Below are 18,930 nucleotides of genomic sequence, written 5' to 3'. Positions count from 1 at the left end.
GGCGGCAATGGCGGTTTATACACAATTGGGCGCCGAAGCGCTGGCCGCGCTGATCGGCGAATTTTCCGTGGGCGAGCTGGTTTCGGCCAAGGGCATTGCCGAGGGCGTGTCCAATTCAAACTGGCTGATCGAAACCACCGGGACCGGATCGGGGCCGCAGCGCTTCATCCTGACCATGTTCGAGGGCCGGACCGAAGTGGCCGAACTGCCCTTCTTCCTGGGCCTGCTCGACCATCTGGCCGACAAGAAATGCCCGGTGCCGCGCACGATCCATGACCGCAGCGGCGCCAGCTTTCGCTGGATCGACGACAAGGCCGTCACGCTGATCGAATTCCTGCCCGGCGTTTCGGTGTCCGAGCCCACGCCCGGACAGGCTCGCTCGGTGGGCGCGGCGCTGGCCGGACTGCATCTGGCCGCCGCCGATTTTCCGCAAAGCCGCGCCAATGATCTCAGCCTCGCAGGTTGGCGCGGGCTGATCGACGGTTGCGGGGTCGAGGGGCTGGCCTCGATCGATCCTTCTCTGGCGGGCCTTGTGGCGCGCGAAATGGCCGTGATCGAGGGCGAGTGGCCCACCGACCTGCCCCGCTCGATCATCCATGCCGACCTGTTCCCCGACAATGTGCTGATGCTGGGGGATCAGGTGACGGGCCTGATCGACTTCTATTTCTCGTGCCATGACATCATCGCCTATGACGTGGCGGTGACCCATGCGGCATGGTGTTTTTCGGGCGACGGGCGGGAATTCAACTCGGACATTTCCGAAGCGCTGCTGGCCGGTTACGAATCGGTGCGTCCGCTCTCCTATGCCGAAATCGCCGCCTTGCCGGTGCTGGCGCGCGGGGCGGCGATGCGCTTCCTGTCCACCCGCGCCTATGACTGGATCAACACCCCGCCCGATGCGCTGGTGGTGAAGAAGGACCCGATGGCCTTTGCCCGCCGTCTGCAATTCTATGCCGCCAATCCGGGCGTGTTCGGGGCATGAAGCAAGTCGAGATTTTTACGGACGGGGCCTGCAAGGGCAACCCCGGCCCCGGCGGCTGGGCGGCCCTATTGCGCATGGGCGCGCGGGAAAAGGAACTGGTGGGCGCCGAGGCACAGACCACCAACAATCGCATGGAAATGACCGCCGTGATCCGCGCCCTGGCGGCCTTGAACCAGCCTTGCGAGGTGCGCCTCTGCACCGACAGCAAATATGTGATCGACGGCATCACCCAATGGGTCTTTGGCTGGCAGAAACGCGGCTGGGTCAATGCCAAGAAAGAGCCCGTGGCCAATGAGGACCTGTGGCGCGAGATGCTTTTGGTGTCCAAGCCGCATAAGATCGACTGGCAATGGGTGCGCGGGCATAATGGCCATGCGGAAAATGAGCGCGTGGATAAGCTGGCCAGTGATGCGGCGGTTGAGGTGAGCAAGAAGAAGTAAGGGATGAATGCGAGGGACTCGTCCCTCGCGCTCCCGTTACTGTCTGCGTGGGTGCATGTGGTTTGGCGTTTTGTGTCGGGCGCACGGTGGCGATTTTAAAGCCTGCGGCGCCCGCTTTTCTTCCCGCGAAGCGGCTTACCCCCAACGAAAAACGCCCCCACGTTTCCGCAGGAGCGCTTTTCAGTAACGGGATTGCAAAGGGACCAAGACCCTTTGCCCGCCGGAGGCATCCATCGCGCAGCGATCAATGCCCCATAGCGACCAGATTACCCATCCAGCCCGTAAGCCGTATGCAGCAGACGCACGGCCAGTTCAGTTTCGTCCGAATCGATCAGCACCGAAACCTTGATTTCCGAGGTCGAGATCGCCTGGATGTTGATCCCGCGATCGGCCAGAGCCTTGAACATCATGGCCGCGACGCCCGCGTGGCTGCGCATGCCGACGCCCACGACCGAGATCTTAGCGACCTTGGGGTCGGTCGAGAGCTTTTCGTAGCGGATGGTTTCGCGGTTTTCCTCCAGCACGGCAACGGTGCGGTCGAGGTCGGCAGCGGGCACCGTGAAGGTGACGTCTGTGTCCGTATCGGCGCGGCCAACGTTCTGGATAATCATGTCCACGTTGATGTTGGCTTCGGCCAGCGGGCCAAAGATCGACGACACGGCGCCCGGGCGATCCGGCACGGCGGTCAGGATAACCTTGGCGTCATTCTTGTCGGCGGCGATGCCGGTGATGAGTTGGCGTTCCATATCCAGGCCCTCAAGTTCTTCGTCGGACACGATCATCGTGCCGGGCAGTGTATCAGCAGCAGGAGCGTTTTCGTCGATGAAGGAGGAGAGCACCTGAACGCGCACCTTTTCCTTCATGGCAAGGCTGACCGAGCGGGTCTGAAGCACCTTGGAGCCGACGCTGGCCAATTCCAGCATTTCCTCATAGGTGACATTCTTGAGCTTGCGCGCCTTGGCGACGATGCGCGGGTCGGTGGTGTAAACGCCGTCCACGTCGGTGTAGATGTCGCAGCGATCCGCCTTGAGCGCCGCCGCCACGGCCACGGCCGAGGTGTCCGAACCGCCACGACCCAGCGTGGTGATGCGATTGTCCGCCGTCAGGCCCTGAAAGCCGGGGATCACGGCGATTTCGCCGCGCGCCATGCTGGCCAGGATCTCGTCGGTGTCGATCGATTCGATGCGTGCCTTGGCGTGCGCGTCATCGGTGCGGATCGGCAATTGCCAGCCCAGCCACGAACGCGCCTTGGCGCCGATGGATTGCAGCGTCAGCGCCAAAAGGCCGCTGGTCACCTGTTCGCCGCTGGCCACCACCACGTCATATTCGGCGGGGTCATACAGCGCGTTGGCTTCACGGCAGAAGTTTACCAGTCGGTCGGTTTCACCCGACATGGCCGACACCACCACCGCCACCTCATGCCCGGCTTCTTGCTGACGGCGCACAATGCCCGCCACGCGCCGGATGCGCTCGGTGCCGGCCATGGAGGTGCCGCCGAATTTCATGACGATCCGGGCCACGGTCACAGGCTCCTTAATTGAAACAAAATTACACGCGAGGCACTTGCCCCGCTTGGGGCTGGCGCTTTAGGTAGGTCCCATGAGCAATGCAACGACTATTCGCCCCGAGGAAGCCGCCCATTTCGGCAAATTGGCCGCTCAGTGGTGGGATCCCAAGGGTTCCTCGGCCATGCTGCACCGGCTGAACCCGGTTCGGCTGCGGTTTATCCGCGATGCGGTGGATGCGCATTTCCATGCCGATTCGCGTTCTGTGCGCCCTCTGGCGGGGCGGCGGGCGGTCGATGTGGGCTGCGGCGCAGGGCTTTTGTGCGAGCCGCTGGCCCGGCTGGGCGCGGCCGTAACAGGCGTGGACGCGGCGGCGGAAAATATTGCCGCCGCGCGCGAACATGCGGCGGGCGGCGGGCTGGCCATCGAATACGTCTGCGGCGATGTCGGAGCGCTGGGCCTGTCGGGCTATGATCTGGTCACCAGCATGGAGGTGATCGAACATGTCGCCGACAAGCCCGCCTTCCTGCGCGCGCTGATCGGGGCGATGGCGGATGATGGGCTGATGATCCTGTCCACCCCCAACCGCACGCCGCAGTCCAAATGGCTGATGATCGAGGCGGCCGAGCGTCTCGGCATGGTCCCGCGCGGGACCCACCATTGGGAGGACTTCATCACGCCCCCCGAACTGGCGCTGATGCTGGAAGATCTGGGCATGCAGGTGGGCCAGCCGATGGGGATCGCGTGGAATCCTTTGAAGGGTCTGCATCTGTCGGATGATATGGCGTTGAATTATATTCTGACGGCGAAGAAGGCGGTTTAAGGGAGTTTTGCCTCCGGCGGGCAAAGGGACTCGATCCCTTTGCAATCCCATTACTGGGTGGCGCCATATTGGCGTCGGAGCGCTGTTCCGCAAAGCGGTTTTATAGCCTGCGGCGCGGCGGCGTGGCGCAAGGCCGAACCCATGGCGCGACATAGACAGTATCGGGATTGTTAAGGGCCCCGCCCTTAACCCGCCGGAGGCATCCTAACCTTAACCGCCTCCACCACCTGCGCCTCCCGCTCCTCCCAATCCCCCTCAATCCGGGCATAGGGCACCCCGGCCCGCACCAGCATCTCCTCCGCGACGGCGGCGAAACGCGCCCGCGCCTCATCGGTGCCGAAAAAGCGCGTGCCATCGGCCACCCATGGTACATCGGGCGAGAAGAGGAGGTAGAGGTCGGCCTTGGGATAGGCGAAGAGTTCTTGCGGAGCGCGACCGAAAAGCATTTGCGCCCAAGCGGCGGTCATCAACGGATCGGTGTCGAGGATCAGCACCGGGGGCCGCGCTTCGCTGGCGCGCAGCATGGCTTCGTTCTGACCCCGTGCCATGGCGAGCAGGTCGTCCATGGTGAAATCCGTGCCGTGGGTCTCGGCATATTCGCGGCCATATTCGGTCACCCATGGCCAACCGAACCTTTGGCGCAGCCTCTCGGCCAGCACCGATTTGCCCGTGCTTTCCGCGCCGTGGAAGCAGATGCGGATCATGCCCGCCCGGCCTTCATCCATTCGCGCAGGCCCAGCACCGAAAGGACGAGAAAGCCGACATAGAGCGCCGCCGTGGGATAGAGCCCGCGATTGATGTAGAGCGCCACCGAAGCCACATCAATCGCAATCCACAGCACCCAGTTTTCGGTCCGGCGCAGGCCGAGCAGGATCTGCGCGGCAACGCTCGCCCCTGTCACCGCCGAATCGGCAAAGGGCATCGCCGCATTGGTAAAGCGCGCCATCGCCCAGCCGAGGTTGAGGCTGAGCGCGGCCGTGACCAGCGCCCAGACGATGCGGCTGAACGGGCTGAGCCAACCGACCGGCACCTCGTCCCTCTCCCCCTTGCTGTGCGCTCGCCTGCTTTTGGCCCAGAGCCACCAGCCCCAGCCTTGGGCAGCAAAGAAAAACACCTGAAGCCCGCTTTCGGCATAGAGGCGCTTTTCAAGGAAAACAAAGACGTAGATCGCCACCATCGCCATGCCAAAGGCATAGTTCCATACCGAGCGCCGGACGAGCAGCACGATATTGACCAGCCCCAGCGCGGCGGCCACCCATTCAAGGGTTGAATACCAGCTCTCGCCCATAATTTACCGCAGCGCCGTTTCCCACTCGCTGGCCTTGAAGCCCACCAGCAGGCCGCCCTTGTATTCCACGATGGGCCGCTTGATCATCGAGGGGTTCTCCACCATCAGCGAGACAGCCAGATTTTCATCGACCATCGCGCGGATTTCCTCGGGCAGCTTTTTGAACGTCGTCCCCGCGCGGTTCAGGATCTTGTCCAGCCCGGCCTCGATGATCCAGTTGGTCAGCTTGTCCTTGTCGGCGCCCGCCTTCTTGTAATCATGGAAAGCATAGCTGACGCCATTACCCTCCAGCCACTTGCGCGCTTTTTTGACGGTATCGCAATTGGGGATACCGTAGAGGGTGATGGTCATGGAAATTCCTTGGATAAGTAGAGCCGGGCCAAAGCACCGTTGCGGCGGGTTTGGCAATGCTTTCCTTCACGGAAAACGACGCTCGACCGCCCCGTCGCAGGAATAAACCGTGTATTCGGCATAATATGCCTCCCGCCCCCTTGCCTGTGCCTCGCGGTGTTCGGGGTGGCGCGCCCATGCTCGCGCAGCCTCGACGCTTTCCCAGACCGAGATGGTCACCGTCTCGCCATCGGGGGCGGCAAAGCTTTTGTAATCGAGGAAGCCCGGCTGCGCCCGCGCCAACTCGTCCATGCGCGCAGCGTCGGCGGCATAGGCGGCGGCGTCGTAATCAGCCCGTTTCCGGCTGCGAAACACGTTCATATACATGGGCGCATGGGTAACAGTGGACTTTCCCGCCCACAATCGCCAAAGAGCGCGGCCATGAGCTGGAACACCTTTGGCCGCCTTTTTCGATTCACCACCTGGGGCGAAAGCCACGGGCCCGCGCTGGGCGCGGTTGTTGACGGCTGCCCTCCGGGGCTGGAGATCAGCGAGGAGTGGATACAGCCCTTCCTCGACGCGCGCCGTCCGGGGCAGAGCAAGTTCACCACCCAGCGCAACGAGGCCGATCTGGTCAAGATCCTCTCGGGCGTGTTTGAAGGCAAGACGACCGGCACGCCGATCAGCCTGATGATCGAGAACACCGATCAGCGGTCGAAGGACTATTCCGAGGTCGCCAAGTCCTACCGCCCCGGCCATGCCGATTATGCCTATGACGCCAAATATGGCTTCCGCGACTATCGCGGCGGCGGGCGGTCGAGCGCGCGCGAAACGGCCGCGCGCGTGGCGGCGGGCGGCGTGGCGCGTCTGGTGATCCCGGAGGTGCGGATCGTGGGCTATGTCAGCCAGATCGGCGATGACCGTATCGACATGGGTAATTTCGACGAGGCTCAGATCCGGGCCAACCCCTTCTTCTGCCCCGATGCCGAAGCGGCCCAGCGCTGGGAAGCGATCGTCGATCAGGCGCGGCTGGATGGCTCGTCCATCGGCGCTGTTGTCGAATGCGTGGCCTATGGCGTGCCCGCCGGATGGGGCGCGCCGCTTTATGCCAAGCTCGATTCTGAACTGGCCGCCGCGATGATGAGCATCAATGCGGTCAAGGGCGTGGAAATCGGCGATGGCTTTGCCGCCGCCACCTTGCGCGGCGAACAGAACGCCGACCCGATGCGCCCCGGCCCCGATGGGCGGCCCGTGTTCGAGGCCAACCATGCAGGGGGCATCGCGGGCGGCATTTCCACTGGCCAGCCGGTCGTGGTGCGCGTGGCCTTCAAGCCGACCAGCTCGATCCTGATCCCGGTGCCCACCATCAACAACGAAGGCGAGGCCGCCGAAATCCGCACCAAGGGCCGCCATGACCCTTGCGTCGGCATTCGCGGCGTGCCGGTGGTCGAGGCGATGATGGCGCTGGTGTTGGCCGATCAGAAGCTGATCGACCGTGGACAGGTTTCCGCTCCCCGCGCTTGAGCCGGGCTGCTGTCTGGGTTAGCTTGCCCCCGGTCTTGGGCCGGGGGTATGCGCCATGGGCAATCTCGATTTTCCCAAAGTGATCGCGGCAGCGGCGGTCAGCCCGCTGGGCGTGCTTTCTCTGCTGGTGCTGGTGATCGCCATGATCGCGCTCAGCTTTTTTCGGCGGTCGGGCGATTCGATCAAATTGGTGGTGTTTGGCGGACTGCTGCTTTCGGCGGTCGGGTTTGGCACGGCTACGATGATGGCCGGGCAGTCATCCGCCAATGCGCCCGAACCGGATCATACTCCCGCCCCGGAAAATGCCCCCACGGCTCAGCCGCTGCTGCCATCCTCCCCGGCCCCATCCCCTGGTGCCGCCGCCCCGATGACCGGCCTGTGGAGCAGCGGGGACGGTTTCAGCTTTCGCTTTGCCCAGACGGGCCAGACCCTGACCTATGACACGATAGAGAATGGCGCCCGGACCGGGTCAGGCAAGGGCCGGATCGAGGGAAGGCATGTCGCATGGCATTATGTCGTCGATGCCGACGGCCAGAGCGGCGATTGCTCGGGCATGCTGTCGGGCGATGGGCGCATGGTGACCGGGCAATGCGCATCGGGCGGCGACAAACCTTGGGACCTGAACCTGCGCAAGCAGGATTGATGATCGGATAAATCGATCAAACCGTACCTATCGCCTCCGACTTATCGCTATTCCCAATGTGATTAATCGGGAATCCGCACTTCGCATTTGCGCCATCAGTGCCTATCTCCGCTTCAACAGTTTCAACAACCCCAGATACAAACTGGGCAAACGACGGAGCTTATCCCATGTCGCTTATCGGCTATTCGATCCAGCCCTTCACCGCCACCGCCTACAAGGCCGGCGCTTTCGTCGACGTGACCGACGCCGACATCAAGGGCAAGTGGTCGGTGTTCTTCTTCTATCCGGCCGACTTCACCTTTGTGTGCCCGACCGAGCTGGAAGACCTCCAGAACGAATATGCCAACCTCAAGGCCATGGGCGTCGAAGTGTACGGCGTGTCGACCGACACCCACTTCAGCCACAAGGCATGGGCCGATACCTCGCCCGCCATCGGCAAGATCGAATATTTCCTGGTCGGCGACCAGAACCATGACCTGACCAAGCAGTTCAACAACCTGCGCGAAGGCGTGGGCCTGGCTGATCGCGGCACCTTCGTGACCGATCCCGAAGGCGTGGTGCAGCTCGTCGAAGTGACCCCCGAAGGCGTGGGCCGCAACGCTGCCGAACTGGTGCGCAAGATCAAGGCCGCCAAGTACTGGCAGGAACACCCCGGTCAGGTTTGCCCCGCCAAGTGGGAAGAAGGCGCCGAAACGCTGGCTCCCTCGATCGATCTGGTCGGCAAGATCTGATTTTGAAGTAGGTTATCGAAGGGGGTGTTACACCCCCTTCACCCCCAATACGTCTCCCGGCGAAAGATATGCGATTAGCAGCCCCCGAGCGGCTGGATCGCACCGCCGGAGGCTTTTATGGCTGCTGCACCGCGGGGCCTTTTATACATAGCGTTGCCTGATAAGCTGCCCTTTCGTCGGGAGACGTAAAGGGAGCGCGAGGGGCCGCGCCCCTCGTATTTCTAAATTCCGAAGGATCAAATCCGATGCTCGACGCCAACCTGTCCGCCCAACTCAAACAATATCTCGCGATGCTGCGTGAACCGATTGAGCTTGTCGCCAGCCTTGGCGACGATGCCAAATCGGCTCAGACCCGCGAATTGATCGAGGCCATCGCCGCGCTGTCCGACAAGGTTTCGGCGCGCTTCGATGGAACCAATGCGCGCGTCCCTTCTTTCACCATCAGCCCCGTTGCGAATGCGCATAATCGCGTGCGCTTTGCCGGTCTGCCGATGGGGCATGAGTTTACTTCGCTGGTCCTGGCATTGCTCTGGGCCGGCGGCCACCCGCCCAAGGTGTCGCAAGAGGTGCTGGATCAGGTAACAAGCCTGACCAGCACCCATAATTTCGAGATGTATTTCTCGCTGACCTGCCACAATTGCCCCGACGTGGTGCAGGCGCTGACGCTGATCGCGCTGAAGAACCCGCGCTTCTCCGCAACCCTGATCGAGGGCGGCACCTATCAGGCCGAAGTCGATGAGCGCGGCGTGATGGCTGTGCCCGCCGTGTTCAAGGATGGTGCGATGTGGCTGTCGGGCAAGAAGACGCTGGAGGAGATCGTCGCCGATCTGGACGAGGGCGCCGAAGCGAAGGCCGCCGAAGCGGTCAACGCCAAAGAGCCGTTCGAAGTACTGGTTGTCGGCGGCGGCCCCGCAGGCGCTGCCTCGGCCATCTATACCGCGCGCAAGGGCATCCGCACGGGTGTCGCGGCACAGCGTTTCGGCGGGCAAGTGCTCGACACGCTGGGCATCGAGAATTTCATCTCGGTTTCCCACACCGAAGGCCCGAAACTGGCCGCCGCGCTCGAAGCTCATGTGAAGGATTATGATGTCGACATCATGAACCTAGCCACCGCGCAAAAGCTGATCCCGGCGGAGCGCGAAGGCGGCTATCACCAGATCGAGCTGGCCAATGGCGGTGTGCTCAAGGCGCGGTCCATCGTGCTGTCCACCGGCGCGCGCTGGCGCAACATGAATGTGCCGGGCGAAAAGGACTATGCCAACAAGGGCGTGGCCTATTGCCCGCACTGCGACGGCCCGCTGTTCAAGGGCAAGCGCGTGGCGGTAATCGGCGGCGGCAATTCGGGCGTCGAGGCGGCCATCGACCTCGCTGGCATCGTCGCCCATGTCACGCTGATCGAATTCGACAGCGCGATGCGCGCCGATGCGGTGCTTCAGGACAAGCTGCGTTCGCTGCCCAACGTGGACGTAATCACCAGCGCGCTGACCACCGAAGTGCTGGGCGATGGCGCCAAGGTGACGGGCCTGACCTATAAAAACCGCAACGCCGACGCGGTCCACACGGTCGAGCTCGAAGGCATCTTTGTCCAGATCGGCCTCGTACCCAACACCGAATGGCTCAAAGGCGCCCTCGCCCTGAGCCCGCGCGGCGAAATCGAGATCGACGCCAAGGGCGCGACCAGCGTGCCAGGCGTCTTCGCGGCGGGCGATTGCACCACCGTGCCCTATAAGCAGATCGTCATCGCCATGGGCGCGGGGGCAACGGCGGGGCTGTCGGCGTTCGATTATCTGATCCGCACGCCGGCGCCGGTGTTGGAAGGGGTTGAATAAGAGGTTTATGCCTCCGGCGGGTTAAGGGACCAAGTCCCTTAACCCGCCGGAGGCAACCCCTTCCCTTACTTCCCCCGCTTCAAAATAATATACACCGCCCCCGCGCCCCCATGCCGGGGATGCGCCGCCCGCACAGCGGCGATGCGCGAAGCATGCGAGCCATGGACCAGCCAGTCGAGGAACTTGGCCCGGATCACCCCGCGATGCGATCCACGATCCGCCGGGCCGGGAGCCGGACGCGCGCGCCCCGTAATCAGCAACACCACCCGCGCGCCCTGCGCCAGCGCCAGAGCAAGGCCGTGATCGAGGCGCTGATAGGCCCCTTCCAGATTGGCGCCATGCAGGTCGAGCGTGAAATCGGGGGCCACCTGCCCCTTGCTCAGCCTTTTATCCCATCCGCCGTCCAGCCCATGCCGGTCCAGCGGACGCGTGGGCGCCGGTGGCGGCGCGGGCGGCGGCAGAGAGGGCGGGACGCGGCCTTTGATCCGCTTCGGCGGCAGGGGCGGGGCCTCGGGCACAACCGGCGGCGGCAAGTTGGGTTCAACCCTGCGGCGCGGCTCCAGCGGCTCGATCGTATCGGCCACCCGGCGCCACAGATCCTCTTCTTCCGGCGTCAGCCTGCGCCCGCCACGCAGGGAGAACGGCGCCCTCATCGCACCCCAAGCCGCGCCAGCGTACCCTTGGGCAGCAGGATATAGGCGCGGCCACGCGCCAGCATACCGCCCGCGATGCGCCTTGCCTCGTCGCCTGCCCCCCAGAAACTGTCAAAGCGGTTCGGCCCCTTGATCGCCCCGCCGGTATCCTGCGCCACCCACAGGCCGTTGACCTTGTTCGCATTGGCCAGCGCCGGATCGGCCGCGATCAGGACCGGCGCTCCCAGCGGCGTAAACAGCGGATCGGCCGCCACGCTGACATGGGGCCGCACCGGCACGCCCATCGCGCCGATCGGCCCGTCGCCGGTCAATTCGCGAAAGAAGACCCAGCTCTTGTTCTGGCGCATCAGCGACATGCCATCCTGCGGATGTTCGCGGATATATTGCATGATGCCCTGCATCGAACCCGGATATTGTCCCGGCGCATTGCCCAGCAGGCCCTGCTGCCGCATGATGGTGCCGATGCCGGTGTAATTCTGGCCATTGTCGGCGGCATAGCCAATGCGAATCACCCGCCCGTCCGGCCCGCGCAACCGCCCGGAACCCTGAATCTGCAGGAAGAAGAACTCCACCGGATCGGCCGCCCAGGCAATTTCCAGCCCCTTGCCCACCAGCTTTCCATCATCGATTTCGGCGCGTTCGAAATAGGGCTGGAACACCCCGTTCTCGTCATAGCGGCCAAAGGGCGTCTGGCCGTTGGGCTTGATCGGCGCATCGCCAGGGCGGGCATGGACCAAATCGCGCGGCACGCCATAGACCGGCACGTCATAACCGGGTTGGCGGGTGCGGCTGCCCGCGATTTCCGGCTCGTAATAGCCGGTGACATAAGTCGCTCCATCGCTGACCTGCGCCAGTTCGAAGCGGGAGCGGAAAAACCGCGCCGCATCCGACGAGGGCCAACCCGAGGCCGCCGCGCAGACATCCTGCCAATCGCCACGCTGGGTCAGCCCGCTGGTGTCCGGGCGCGCCATCAGCTTGGGGCAGCTTTCACGGAAAGAGGCCAGCGCGCTCTGCGCCGTCCCGTCGCTCAGCGCGAAAGAGGCCAGATCCGGCCCGCGATGCACGCCGACATCCAGTGCGGTCACCACCGGCTTTGGCGGGGGAACGGGCGTGGTGGGAACCGGGCGCGGAGGGGGCGTAACGGGCGGACGGGGGCCGGGAATGATGCGGGCGCAAGCCTCAAGCAACAGCAATCCAGCCAGCGCCGCGCCGATTCGCGACTGCCTCAAATTCATAATCGTCCCCACCAGATTCGCCTTTTGGCGCATTCCATGCCCGGCCCTTTGGCACAGGCAAACGGGGCGAACGCCTTGGCGCCGCCCCGCTTCGCGAAGGTCTTAACCTTCGTCGGTCTCTTCGAGAAGCCAATCGGGATCGGCCGAGTGGATATCGCGGCGGAATGTCCAGACATCGCGAACCTCGACCGCGTCATTGAGCGAACCGGCGATCACCTTGCCATCGCGGTCGCGGGTGACGGCGGCGATATCGGCGACAAAGCGGATCGACACGCGGGCAAAGGGAGCCGAATAGCTGGCGCCCACGATCTGGGTTTCCTCGATACGGACAAGGCTGTTGTTGAAGGTTTCACCGGCGGCCTCGCGCGCGTCGATGGCTTCGATAAAGCTGCGTGCGACTTCGGCATCGCAAAGATGACTCAATTGCCCGCGATCGCCGCGCCAGAAAGCCTCAAGCACCATGCGATAGGCGGAACGGGCGCCCTCGACAAAGGTGACGGGGTCAAAACGGCGGTCCGCCGAGATGATTTCGCGCAATCCGCGCTCGACACCCGGCAACACCGCGCCCAGTTCACGCGGGCGGACCGTACCGGCCACGGCCCGTTCGGGCAGCGGCAAAGCGGGGGCCGCAGCGGCGGGTTGGGCGTCCAGACGGCTCTGTACCGGCTCCTCGCCATGTTCGGCGCGGCGCCCCAGCACCGAATAGAGACGCATGCCCAGAAAGGCTGCGATCATGGCCAGAATGACGATCGAGACGGTCACTTGCGTTTGCTTTCATCCCTGTGAGCGAGTCTTGCAACATGCGGACTTCACCCTTGATAGTGCCCTACATAGTGACGATTGACAAATGAACAACGCATGGATGGGGATATAATCCCGAAAAAATCCCGCACTGCGTCACAATCGCCGCAACTGTCTGCTTTGCCGCCCAGATCCTTGTGCGGTGCGGGCCGTGATGCTAGGCGCTTTGCCCAAACCATGACCACCACATGCGCCCGCAGTCCGGGCCACACAGGGAAAGTATCAAACATGGCCGATGATGGCACCGTCACTTCCTCGCTGCGTCTGGACGGCGAGGACACCCTGCCCAGCGCAGGCGTGATTTCGCAGTATGTGAAGGACTTGTCGGTCGAAAATCCCAATGCGCCTGAGAGTTTTTCGTGGCAGGATTCGCCCCAGCTGGACATCCAGTTCAACATTCAGGCCCGCGCCATCGAGGGCGACGTGCATGAGGTCGAACTGAAGATCCAGATCAACGCACGCGCCGAAGCGGGCGTGGCCTATATCGTCGATCTGACCTATGCGGGCCTGATCGGGATGCGCAATCTGGAAGAAGCCCAGATGCACGCCTTCATGTTTGCCGAAGCGCCGCGCATCCTCTTCCCGTTTGCCCGCCGCGTGATCGCCGATGCCACGCGCGATGCAGGCTTCACCCCGGTCATGCTGGAACCCATTGATTTCAATGGCCTCTATATCCAGCAGCTTGCCGCGCAGGCCGAAGCCCAGCAGGGCCCCTCGGCCACCGACGAGCCCGCCGGCCACGCATAATGTCCTGCCCGGCCTCCATGCGGGGGCCGGGCATTTCCCGATAAAGCCAACACAAGACCGCCCAACCCATGAACCTTCTTAAAGCCACGGGGACGATCGGCGGCCTCACCTTGCTGAGTCGCGTGCTGGGATTGGTGCGCGATTCGCTCTTTGCGCGCATGGTGGGCGCGGGCTTTGCCTCGGACGCCTTTCTGGTGGCCTTTCGCCTGCCCAACATGTTCCGCGCCCTGTTTGCCGAGGGCGCCTTTGCCAGCGCTTTTGTGCCCATGTTCAATCAGAAAGTGGCCGATGCGCAGGGGCGCGGATTGCCCGACGGCATCGCCTTTGCCGAGGCGGCGCTTTCGGTGCTGCTGCCCGTGCTGATCGCGATGACGATCCTGCTTGAGGTCTTTGCGTGGCCCGTCACATGGGCGCTATCGGGCCGGTTCCATGGGGTTTCGCCTGATCAGTTCGCCTTTGCGGTCAAGCTTTCGCGGCTGACGATCCCCTATCTGATGCTGATCTCGCTGGTGTCTTTGCTGGGCGGGATCCTCAATTCGCTGCATAAATTCTGGGTCAATGCCGCCGCGCCCATCCTGCTCAATCTGACGCTGATCGGCGCGCTGCTGTTTTTCCACTCGCCCGATCCGTTTGAAACCGCGCGCAATCAGGCGCTGGCGGTCACAGTGTCGGGCGCGCTGCAACTGGCGTGGCTGGCCCATGCGGCATGGCGCAACGGCGTCTCGCTGCGCCCGCATTGGCCGCGTTTCACGCCGGAGGTGAAACGGCTGATGGCGCTGATCTGGCCTGCGGCGGCGGGCGCGGGTGCGGTGCAGATCAACCTTGTCATCTCCACCGCGCTGGCCGCCAGCCTGCTCGATCATGGCAGCGTGACCTATATCTATATGGCCGACCGGCTCAACCAGTTGCCGCTGGGCCTGATCGGCATTGCGCTGGGCACGGTGCTTCTGCCCACGATCAGCCGCCTGCTGGGCGCGGGCGATGAAGCGGGGGCGATGGAGACACAAAACCGCGGCCTCGAAATCGCCCTGCTGCTCACCCTGCCCGCAACGGTGGGTCTGGTGTTCTGCGGTGAGCCGATTGCCGCCGCGCTGTTCGGCTATGGCCGCTATACCGCGCTCGACACCGCCCATACCGCGCAGGCGCTGGCCGCCTTCTCGATCGGCCTGCCCAGCTATATTCTGGTGAAGGTGCTGACGCCCGGTTATTACGCACGCCACGACACCAAGACCCCGGTGCGTTTCGCCACCATCAGCATGGGGGTCAACCTCGCGCTCAACCTGATCCTGATCCTGCCGCTGCACCATATGGGGCCGCCGCTGGCCACCGCGATTGCTTCGACGGTCAATGTCTGGCTGCTCTATGCCACGCTGGTCAAGCGCGGCCATTTCGAGATGGATCTGCGCCTGCGCCACCGGGCCTGGCGCCTGGGCGTGGCGGCGCTGACCATGGGCGCGGTACTGTGGATCAGCCAGCCCTGGCTGATGCCTTATACCCATGGCTCGTGGTTTGTGCGCCTAGCCTCGATGGGGGCGCTGGTGGGCGGGGGCGTTTTTGTCTATGGCCTCGCCAGCTTTGCCCTTGGCGCCTTTGGCGTCGAGGATCTTAAACTTTTGCGGCGTCGCCGCGTTTCAGCAGAGAAGTGAAACACATGCGTATCGTTTCTGGCATTCAGCCCACCGGCAATCTTCACCTTGGCAATTACCTTGGTGCGATCCGCAATTGGGTGGCGATGCAGGACGAGTGGACGGCCAAGGGCGGGGAATGTTTCTATTTCCTCGCCGACCTTCACGCGATTTCGATGCCGCATGATCCCAAGGCGCTGGGCGAGAACACCCGCGAGATGACCGCCGCGCTGGTCGCCTGCGGGATCGATCCGGACAAGAGCACCCTGTTCAACCAGACGCAGGTGCCCGCCCATGCCGAGCTGCAATGGCTGCTCAACGGCACGGCGCGCGTGGGCTGGCTCAACCGTATGACGCAGTGGAAGGACAAGGCGGGCAAGAACCGCGATGGCCAGTCGGTCGCGCTTTTCACCTATCCCGTGCTTCAGGCCGCCGACGTGCTGATCTATCAGGCCACGCATGTTCCCGTGGGCGAGGATCAGAAGCAGCATCTCGAACTGGCGCGCGACATTGCGCAAAAGTTCAACAATGACTTCTGCCCTGCGGACGCGCCGCTGTTCGTCCTGCCCGAACCGATCATCCCGCCCGCCGCCGCGCGCATCATGTCGCTGCGCGATGGTTCAGCCAAGATGAGCAAGTCGGACCCCAGCGACATGAGCCGCATCAACCTGACCGACGATGCGGACGCGATCATGGGCAAGATCAAGAAGGCCAAGAGCGACGCTGACGCCTTGCCCAGCGAGGCCGAAGGGCTGGAGGGCCGCCCCGAGGCGCGCAATCTGGTGGGCATCTATTCGGCCATGTCGGGCCAGTCGGTGGCGCAGATTCTGGCGGATTTCGGCGGCAAGGGTTTTGGCGCCTTCAAGCCCGCGCTGGGCGAATTGCTGGTCGAGCAACTGGCGCCCATCAACGCGCGCTTCAATGAATTGCGTCAGGACCGCGAGGCGTTGAACGCCATCCTGCGTAAAGGTGCCGAAAAGGCCCGCGCCGCCTCGGCCCCGACGCTGGCCGCCACCTATGACGCGCTGGGTCTGGTGCGTTGACAAATGAGGGCGCAAAAGGGGGTTAAACCCTTTTGCGCCCGCCTCTTTTTGCCGCATCATTCAACCATTATTCAGCCTTGCAAGCCTAGCATCGCGGCACCATACCACTGCTGCGCCCTAACCGGGGAGGGATAGTCGGCCAGAGCGGCATGCAGAGGAGAAAAAACGAATGAGTGGCGCTAACTCTCAATGGATCTCGCGCGGCATAAAGGGAGCCATGGCTGGCCTCCTGATGCTGGGCCTTTCCGCCTGTGCCGACACGCTCGACACGCGTGTCACCCGCTTTCAATCGCAATTGCCCGCGCCCCAGGGCCAGACCTTTGCGGTTGTGGCCGATGATCCGTCGCTGGCGGGCGGGATCGAATTTGGCCAGTATGCCAAGCTGGTGGCCGGTGAACTGACCAAGAAGGGCTATACCGAAGCGGTCAACCCGGATGCGGCCAACCTGATCGTGCGCTTTTCCTATGGCGTGGACAAGGGCCGCGTGCATGTCCGCTCAACCGGCATGCGCGATCCGTTCTGGGGTCCGTGGTACGGGCCGGGCTTTGGCCGTCGGGGCTTTTACGGCGGCGGCTTTTATGGTCGTCCCTATATGATGGGCGGCTGGGGCTATGGCTGGTATGATCCCTGGTTCGATCAGGGCGTGGAAAGCTATACCGTTTACACCAGCGGCATCAGCGTCAAGATCGACGACAAGAGCGCCAACAAGCGCGTGTTCGAAGGCAAGGCCGAAGCCGCCTCGGCCTCGAACAAGCTGACCTGGCTGGTGCCCAATCTGGTTGAGGCCTTCTTTACCGGCTTCCCCGGCAATTCGGGCGAAACGCTGCGCATCACGGTGGCCCCTGAAAAGACCACGGTGAAGGGTCCGGCGAAGTAAAAACCGAAATTGAGAAAAACCCGCCGCCTTCGTCAGCGGCGGGTTTTTTCGTGGCCTTAATTGCCCAGCGCGACCACGCCGCCCGTCGATCCGAACCCGCCCTCTCCGCGCGCGGTTTGATCCAGTTCGTCCACCTCGATCCAGCCGCCCTGCACCACCGGGGCCAGCACGAGCTGCGCCACGCGATCACCGCGCGCGATGGCGAAATCCTGCGTGCCGTGGTTGATGAGGATGACCTTTAATTCGCCGCGATAGTCCGAATCAATCGTGCCGGGCGTGTTGGGCACGGTGATGCCATGCTTGAGCGCCAGACCGCTGCGCGGGCGGACCTGAATTTCAAAACCATGCGGGATCGCCATGGCAAGGCCCGTGGCCACCGCATGGCGCGCGCCCGGCGCGATCACCACATCCTCGGCCGAGACGACATCCATGCCCGCCGCGCCGCTGGTGGCATAGGCGGGCAAGGGCAGATCCTGCCCATGGGGCAGGCGCTTGAGACGGACGGGAATGGGTTCAGACAAAGACACGGGCAATCCTTTCAACCAGAGCGGCAGCCACCGCTTCTTTCGGCAGATCGGGCAGGCTGTCTACCCCATCGGCGCTGACAATATGAACGCTGTTGCGCAAACCGCCCATGACATCGCCCGACACATCATTGCCGACGATCCAGTCCGCGCCCTTGCGCGCCAATTTGGCCGTGGCATGGGCGATGACATCCTGCGTCTCGGCGGCAAAGCCCACGACAAGGCGCGGGCGGCGGGGCGAGGCGCACAGGCCCGCCAAAATATCCGGGTTCTCGACAAGGGCGAGCGGAGGAACGGCCCCGCTGCCATCCTTCTTGATCTTTTGCGCGCCAGCATCGGCCACGCGCCAATCCGCCACAGCGGCCACCATAACGGCAATATCGGCGGGCAGAGCAGCCTCGACCGCCGCCGCCATCTCGCGCGCGGTTTCGACATTGACGCGGGCCACGCCATAGGGCGTGGGCAGATCGACCGGGCCGGCCACCAGCGTGACCGATGCCCCGGCCTGTGCCGCGGCCTGCGCAATGGCAAAACCCTGACGCCCGCTCGACCGATTGGCGATATAGCGCACCGGGTCGATAGGCTCATGCGTCGGCCCGGCGGTAATCAGCACATGCCGCCCCGTCAGGGGTTTTTCGCCCGCCAGCGCCGCGCCGATCGCCCCCATCACTGCCTCCGGCTCGGGCAGGCGCCCCGGCCCATATTCGCCGCAGGCCATCACGCCATCATCCGGGTCCAGCACATTCACACCGCGCGCGCGCAGCGTGGCGACATTGGCCATCGTCGCCCCATGCTGCCACATGCGCACATTCATCGCAGGCACCGCCAGCACCGGCTTGTCCGTCGCCAGCAGCAGCGTCGTGGCCAGATCATCGGCAATGCCGCAGGCCATCTTGGCCATCAGATCGGCCGTGGCCGGACACACCACCACCAGATCGGCCTGACGGCTCAGTTGAATATGGCCCATCTCGACCTCGTTCTTCAGGTCGAACAGGCTGGTATGCACCGGGTTTTCCGAAAGCGCCGCCAGCGTCATCGGCGTCACAAACTGCGCCCCGCCTTGCGTGAGGACGCAGGTGACATCGCCCCCCGCCTTGCGGATCAGGCGGATCAGTTCGCAGGACTTATAGGCCGCGATGCCGCCGCCGATGATGAGAAGGATGCGTTTGCCAAGCATGGGGATGGTCATAGAAGAGGTAGGGGAAGAATGCGAGGGTCTAGACCCTCGCGCTCCCGTTACTGTCTGCATTGCGCTAGAGGTTCGGCGTTTGGTGTCGGACGCGATGTTTGAATTTTAAAGCCTGCGGCGCGGACAGGACGAACCTCACCG

Annotated in this window: 21 protein-coding genes; 11 read left to right on the top strand and 10 right to left on the bottom strand. The window is 63.7% G+C overall.

Annotation, left to right across the window (positions count from 1 at the left end; all coding sequences use genetic code 11):
- Nucleotides 1-7 precede the first annotated feature (7 nt).
- Nucleotides 8-982 carry a homoserine kinase gene (gene thrB / locus FHW92_RS20030; protein WP_168605054.1) on the top strand — a complete coding sequence of 325 codons (975 nt, stop codon included), beginning with the start codon at nt 8-10 and terminating at the stop codon, nt 980-982.
- Complete coding sequence (gene rnhA, locus FHW92_RS20025; protein ID WP_168605053.1) at nt 979-1,422, top strand: ribonuclease HI; 444 nt, start codon at nt 979-981, stop codon at nt 1,420-1,422. Before thrB ends, rnhA begins: the two co-directional genes overlap by 4 nt.
- A gap of 266 nt (nt 1,423-1,688) precedes the next feature.
- Here the strand turns inward: rnhA and FHW92_RS20020 are convergent, their stop codons facing one another.
- A complete protein-coding gene (locus FHW92_RS20020; protein ID WP_172249357.1) occupies nt 1,689-2,927 on the bottom strand; it encodes an aspartate kinase in 1,239 nt (412 codons plus the stop codon).
- Between the two features lie 94 nt (nt 2,928-3,021).
- Here FHW92_RS20020 and ubiG point away from each other — a divergent pair, with 94 nt between their 5' ends.
- Nucleotides 3,022-3,750: a bifunctional 2-polyprenyl-6-hydroxyphenol methylase/3-demethylubiquinol 3-O-methyltransferase UbiG gene (gene ubiG, locus FHW92_RS20015; protein WP_168605051.1), complete on the top strand. Its 729-nt coding sequence runs from the start codon at nt 3,022-3,024 to the stop codon at nt 3,748-3,750.
- Between the two features lie 185 nt (nt 3,751-3,935).
- Here the strand turns inward: ubiG and FHW92_RS20010 are convergent, their stop codons facing one another.
- From FHW92_RS20010 to FHW92_RS19995, 4 genes are all read right to left on the bottom strand, one after another.
- Nucleotides 3,936-4,454 (bottom strand): ATP-binding protein, encoded by a 519-nt coding sequence (locus FHW92_RS20010; RefSeq protein WP_168605050.1) that lies wholly within the window; start codon nt 4,452-4,454, stop codon nt 3,936-3,938.
- Nucleotides 4,451-5,038, bottom strand: coding sequence for a nicotinamide riboside transporter PnuC (gene pnuC, locus FHW92_RS20005; RefSeq protein ID WP_168605049.1), 588 nt, complete (start codon nt 5,036-5,038; stop codon nt 4,451-4,453). The genes FHW92_RS20010 and pnuC overlap by 4 nt, the downstream gene beginning before the upstream one ends.
- Before the next feature lie 3 nt (nt 5,039-5,041).
- Complete coding sequence (locus FHW92_RS20000; RefSeq protein ID WP_168605048.1) at nt 5,042-5,389, bottom strand: arsenate reductase; 348 nt, start codon at nt 5,387-5,389, stop codon at nt 5,042-5,044.
- A gap of 66 nt (nt 5,390-5,455) precedes the next feature.
- On the bottom strand, nt 5,456-5,749 hold the full coding sequence (locus FHW92_RS19995) for an antibiotic biosynthesis monooxygenase (RefSeq protein ID WP_349237724.1): 294 nt from the start codon (nt 5,747-5,749) through the stop codon (nt 5,456-5,458).
- A 60-nt stretch (nt 5,750-5,809) separates the two neighbouring features.
- Between FHW92_RS19995 and aroC the strand changes: the two genes are divergently transcribed.
- From aroC to ahpF, 4 genes are all read left to right on the top strand, one after another.
- Nucleotides 5,810-6,892: a chorismate synthase gene (aroC, locus tag FHW92_RS19990; RefSeq protein ID WP_168605046.1), complete on the top strand. Its 1,083-nt coding sequence runs from the start codon at nt 5,810-5,812 to the stop codon at nt 6,890-6,892.
- Between the two features lie 55 nt (nt 6,893-6,947).
- Nucleotides 6,948-7,535 (top strand): hypothetical protein, encoded by a 588-nt coding sequence (locus FHW92_RS19985; RefSeq protein WP_168605045.1) that lies wholly within the window; start codon nt 6,948-6,950, stop codon nt 7,533-7,535.
- Between the two features lie 167 nt (nt 7,536-7,702).
- Entirely contained in the window at nt 7,703-8,266 is a 564-nt protein-coding gene (gene ahpC, locus FHW92_RS19980; protein WP_168605044.1) for an alkyl hydroperoxide reductase subunit C, read from the top strand.
- Nucleotides 8,267-8,511: 245 nt separating this feature from the next.
- Nucleotides 8,512-10,095, top strand: coding sequence for an alkyl hydroperoxide reductase subunit F (gene ahpF, locus FHW92_RS19975; RefSeq protein WP_168605043.1), 1,584 nt, complete (start codon nt 8,512-8,514; stop codon nt 10,093-10,095).
- Between the two features lie 65 nt (nt 10,096-10,160).
- Here the strand turns inward: ahpF and FHW92_RS19970 are convergent, their stop codons facing one another.
- From FHW92_RS19970 to FHW92_RS19960, 3 genes are all read right to left on the bottom strand, one after another.
- Nucleotides 10,161-10,748, bottom strand: coding sequence for a Smr/MutS family protein (locus FHW92_RS19970; protein ID WP_168605042.1), 588 nt, complete (start codon nt 10,746-10,748; stop codon nt 10,161-10,163).
- Nucleotides 10,745-11,983, bottom strand: coding sequence for a murein transglycosylase A (locus tag FHW92_RS19965; protein ID WP_168605041.1), 1,239 nt, complete (start codon nt 11,981-11,983; stop codon nt 10,745-10,747). Before FHW92_RS19965 ends, FHW92_RS19970 begins: the two co-directional genes overlap by 4 nt.
- Before the next feature lie 102 nt (nt 11,984-12,085).
- Entirely contained in the window at nt 12,086-12,745 is a 660-nt protein-coding gene (locus FHW92_RS19960; RefSeq protein WP_168605040.1) for a Tim44/TimA family putative adaptor protein, read from the bottom strand.
- A 267-nt stretch (nt 12,746-13,012) separates the two neighbouring features.
- Between FHW92_RS19960 and secB the strand changes: the two genes are divergently transcribed.
- The 4 genes from secB to FHW92_RS19940 all read left to right on the top strand — a co-directional run bounded on the left by secB (nt 13,013) and on the right by FHW92_RS19940 (nt 17,076).
- Complete coding sequence (gene secB, locus FHW92_RS19955; RefSeq protein ID WP_168605130.1) at nt 13,013-13,531, top strand: protein-export chaperone SecB; 519 nt, start codon at nt 13,013-13,015, stop codon at nt 13,529-13,531.
- A gap of 68 nt (nt 13,532-13,599) precedes the next feature.
- Complete coding sequence (gene murJ, locus FHW92_RS19950) at nt 13,600-15,177, top strand: murein biosynthesis integral membrane protein MurJ (protein WP_168605039.1); 1,578 nt, start codon at nt 13,600-13,602, stop codon at nt 15,175-15,177.
- A 5-nt stretch (nt 15,178-15,182) separates the two neighbouring features.
- On the top strand, nt 15,183-16,199 hold the full coding sequence (gene trpS, locus FHW92_RS19945; protein WP_168605038.1) for a tryptophan--tRNA ligase: 1,017 nt from the start codon (nt 15,183-15,185) through the stop codon (nt 16,197-16,199).
- A gap of 217 nt (nt 16,200-16,416) precedes the next feature.
- Nucleotides 16,417-17,076: a DUF4136 domain-containing protein gene (locus FHW92_RS19940; RefSeq protein WP_246870306.1), complete on the top strand. Its 660-nt coding sequence runs from the start codon at nt 16,417-16,419 to the stop codon at nt 17,074-17,076.
- A gap of 56 nt (nt 17,077-17,132) precedes the next feature.
- Here the strand turns inward: FHW92_RS19940 and dut are convergent, their stop codons facing one another.
- Entirely contained in the window at nt 17,133-17,597 is a 465-nt protein-coding gene (dut, locus tag FHW92_RS19935) for a dUTP diphosphatase (protein ID WP_168605128.1), read from the bottom strand.
- Nucleotides 17,590-18,777 (bottom strand): bifunctional phosphopantothenoylcysteine decarboxylase/phosphopantothenate--cysteine ligase CoaBC, encoded by a 1,188-nt coding sequence (coaBC, locus tag FHW92_RS19930; RefSeq protein WP_168605129.1) that lies wholly within the window; start codon nt 18,775-18,777, stop codon nt 17,590-17,592. Before coaBC ends, dut begins: the two co-directional genes overlap by 8 nt.
- Between the last annotated feature and the right edge of the window lie 153 nt (nt 18,778-18,930).

The sequence above is a fragment of the Novosphingobium sp. SG707 genome (assembly GCF_012275515.1).
Taxonomy (GTDB): domain Bacteria; phylum Pseudomonadota; class Alphaproteobacteria; order Sphingomonadales; family Sphingomonadaceae; genus Novosphingobium.
The sequence above is the reverse complement of the archived record's forward strand: the minus strand, read 5'-3'. Positions and strand labels throughout refer to the sequence as shown.

Excerpts from the sequence above, each read along its gene's own strand:
- thrB (WP_168605054.1), top strand. The coding sequence starts at position 8 with ATGGCGGTTTATACACAATTGGGCGCCGAAGCGCTGGCCGCGCTGATC.
- rnhA (WP_168605053.1), top strand. The coding sequence starts at position 979 with ATGAAGCAAGTCGAGATTTTTACGGACGGGGCCTGCAAGGGCAACCCC.
- FHW92_RS20020 (WP_172249357.1), bottom strand. The coding sequence starts at position 2,927 with ATGAAATTCGGCGGCACCTCCATGGCCGGCACCGAGCGCATCCGGCGC.
- ubiG (WP_168605051.1), top strand. The coding sequence starts at position 3,022 with ATGAGCAATGCAACGACTATTCGCCCCGAGGAAGCCGCCCATTTCGGC.
- FHW92_RS20010 (WP_168605050.1), bottom strand. The coding sequence starts at position 4,454 with ATGATCCGCATCTGCTTCCACGGCGCGGAAAGCACGGGCAAATCGGTG.
- pnuC (WP_168605049.1), bottom strand. The coding sequence starts at position 5,038 with ATGGGCGAGAGCTGGTATTCAACCCTTGAATGGGTGGCCGCCGCGCTG.
- FHW92_RS20000 (WP_168605048.1), bottom strand. The coding sequence starts at position 5,389 with ATGACCATCACCCTCTACGGTATCCCCAATTGCGATACCGTCAAAAAA.
- FHW92_RS19995 (WP_349237724.1), bottom strand. The coding sequence starts at position 5,749 with ATGAACGTGTTTCGCAGCCGGAAACGGGCTGATTACGACGCCGCCGCC.
- aroC (WP_168605046.1), top strand. The coding sequence starts at position 5,810 with ATGAGCTGGAACACCTTTGGCCGCCTTTTTCGATTCACCACCTGGGGC.
- FHW92_RS19985 (WP_168605045.1), top strand. The coding sequence starts at position 6,948 with ATGGGCAATCTCGATTTTCCCAAAGTGATCGCGGCAGCGGCGGTCAGC.
- ahpC (WP_168605044.1), top strand. The coding sequence starts at position 7,703 with ATGTCGCTTATCGGCTATTCGATCCAGCCCTTCACCGCCACCGCCTAC.
- ahpF (WP_168605043.1), top strand. The coding sequence starts at position 8,512 with ATGCTCGACGCCAACCTGTCCGCCCAACTCAAACAATATCTCGCGATG.
- FHW92_RS19970 (WP_168605042.1), bottom strand. The coding sequence starts at position 10,748 with ATGAGGGCGCCGTTCTCCCTGCGTGGCGGGCGCAGGCTGACGCCGGAA.
- FHW92_RS19965 (WP_168605041.1), bottom strand. The coding sequence starts at position 11,983 with ATGAATTTGAGGCAGTCGCGAATCGGCGCGGCGCTGGCTGGATTGCTG.
- secB (WP_168605130.1), top strand. The coding sequence starts at position 13,013 with ATGGCCGATGATGGCACCGTCACTTCCTCGCTGCGTCTGGACGGCGAG.
- murJ (WP_168605039.1), top strand. The coding sequence starts at position 13,600 with ATGAACCTTCTTAAAGCCACGGGGACGATCGGCGGCCTCACCTTGCTG.
- trpS (WP_168605038.1), top strand. The coding sequence starts at position 15,183 with ATGCGTATCGTTTCTGGCATTCAGCCCACCGGCAATCTTCACCTTGGC.
- FHW92_RS19940 (WP_246870306.1), top strand. The coding sequence starts at position 16,417 with ATGGCTGGCCTCCTGATGCTGGGCCTTTCCGCCTGTGCCGACACGCTC.
- coaBC (WP_168605129.1), bottom strand. The coding sequence starts at position 18,777 with ATGCTTGGCAAACGCATCCTTCTCATCATCGGCGGCGGCATCGCGGCC.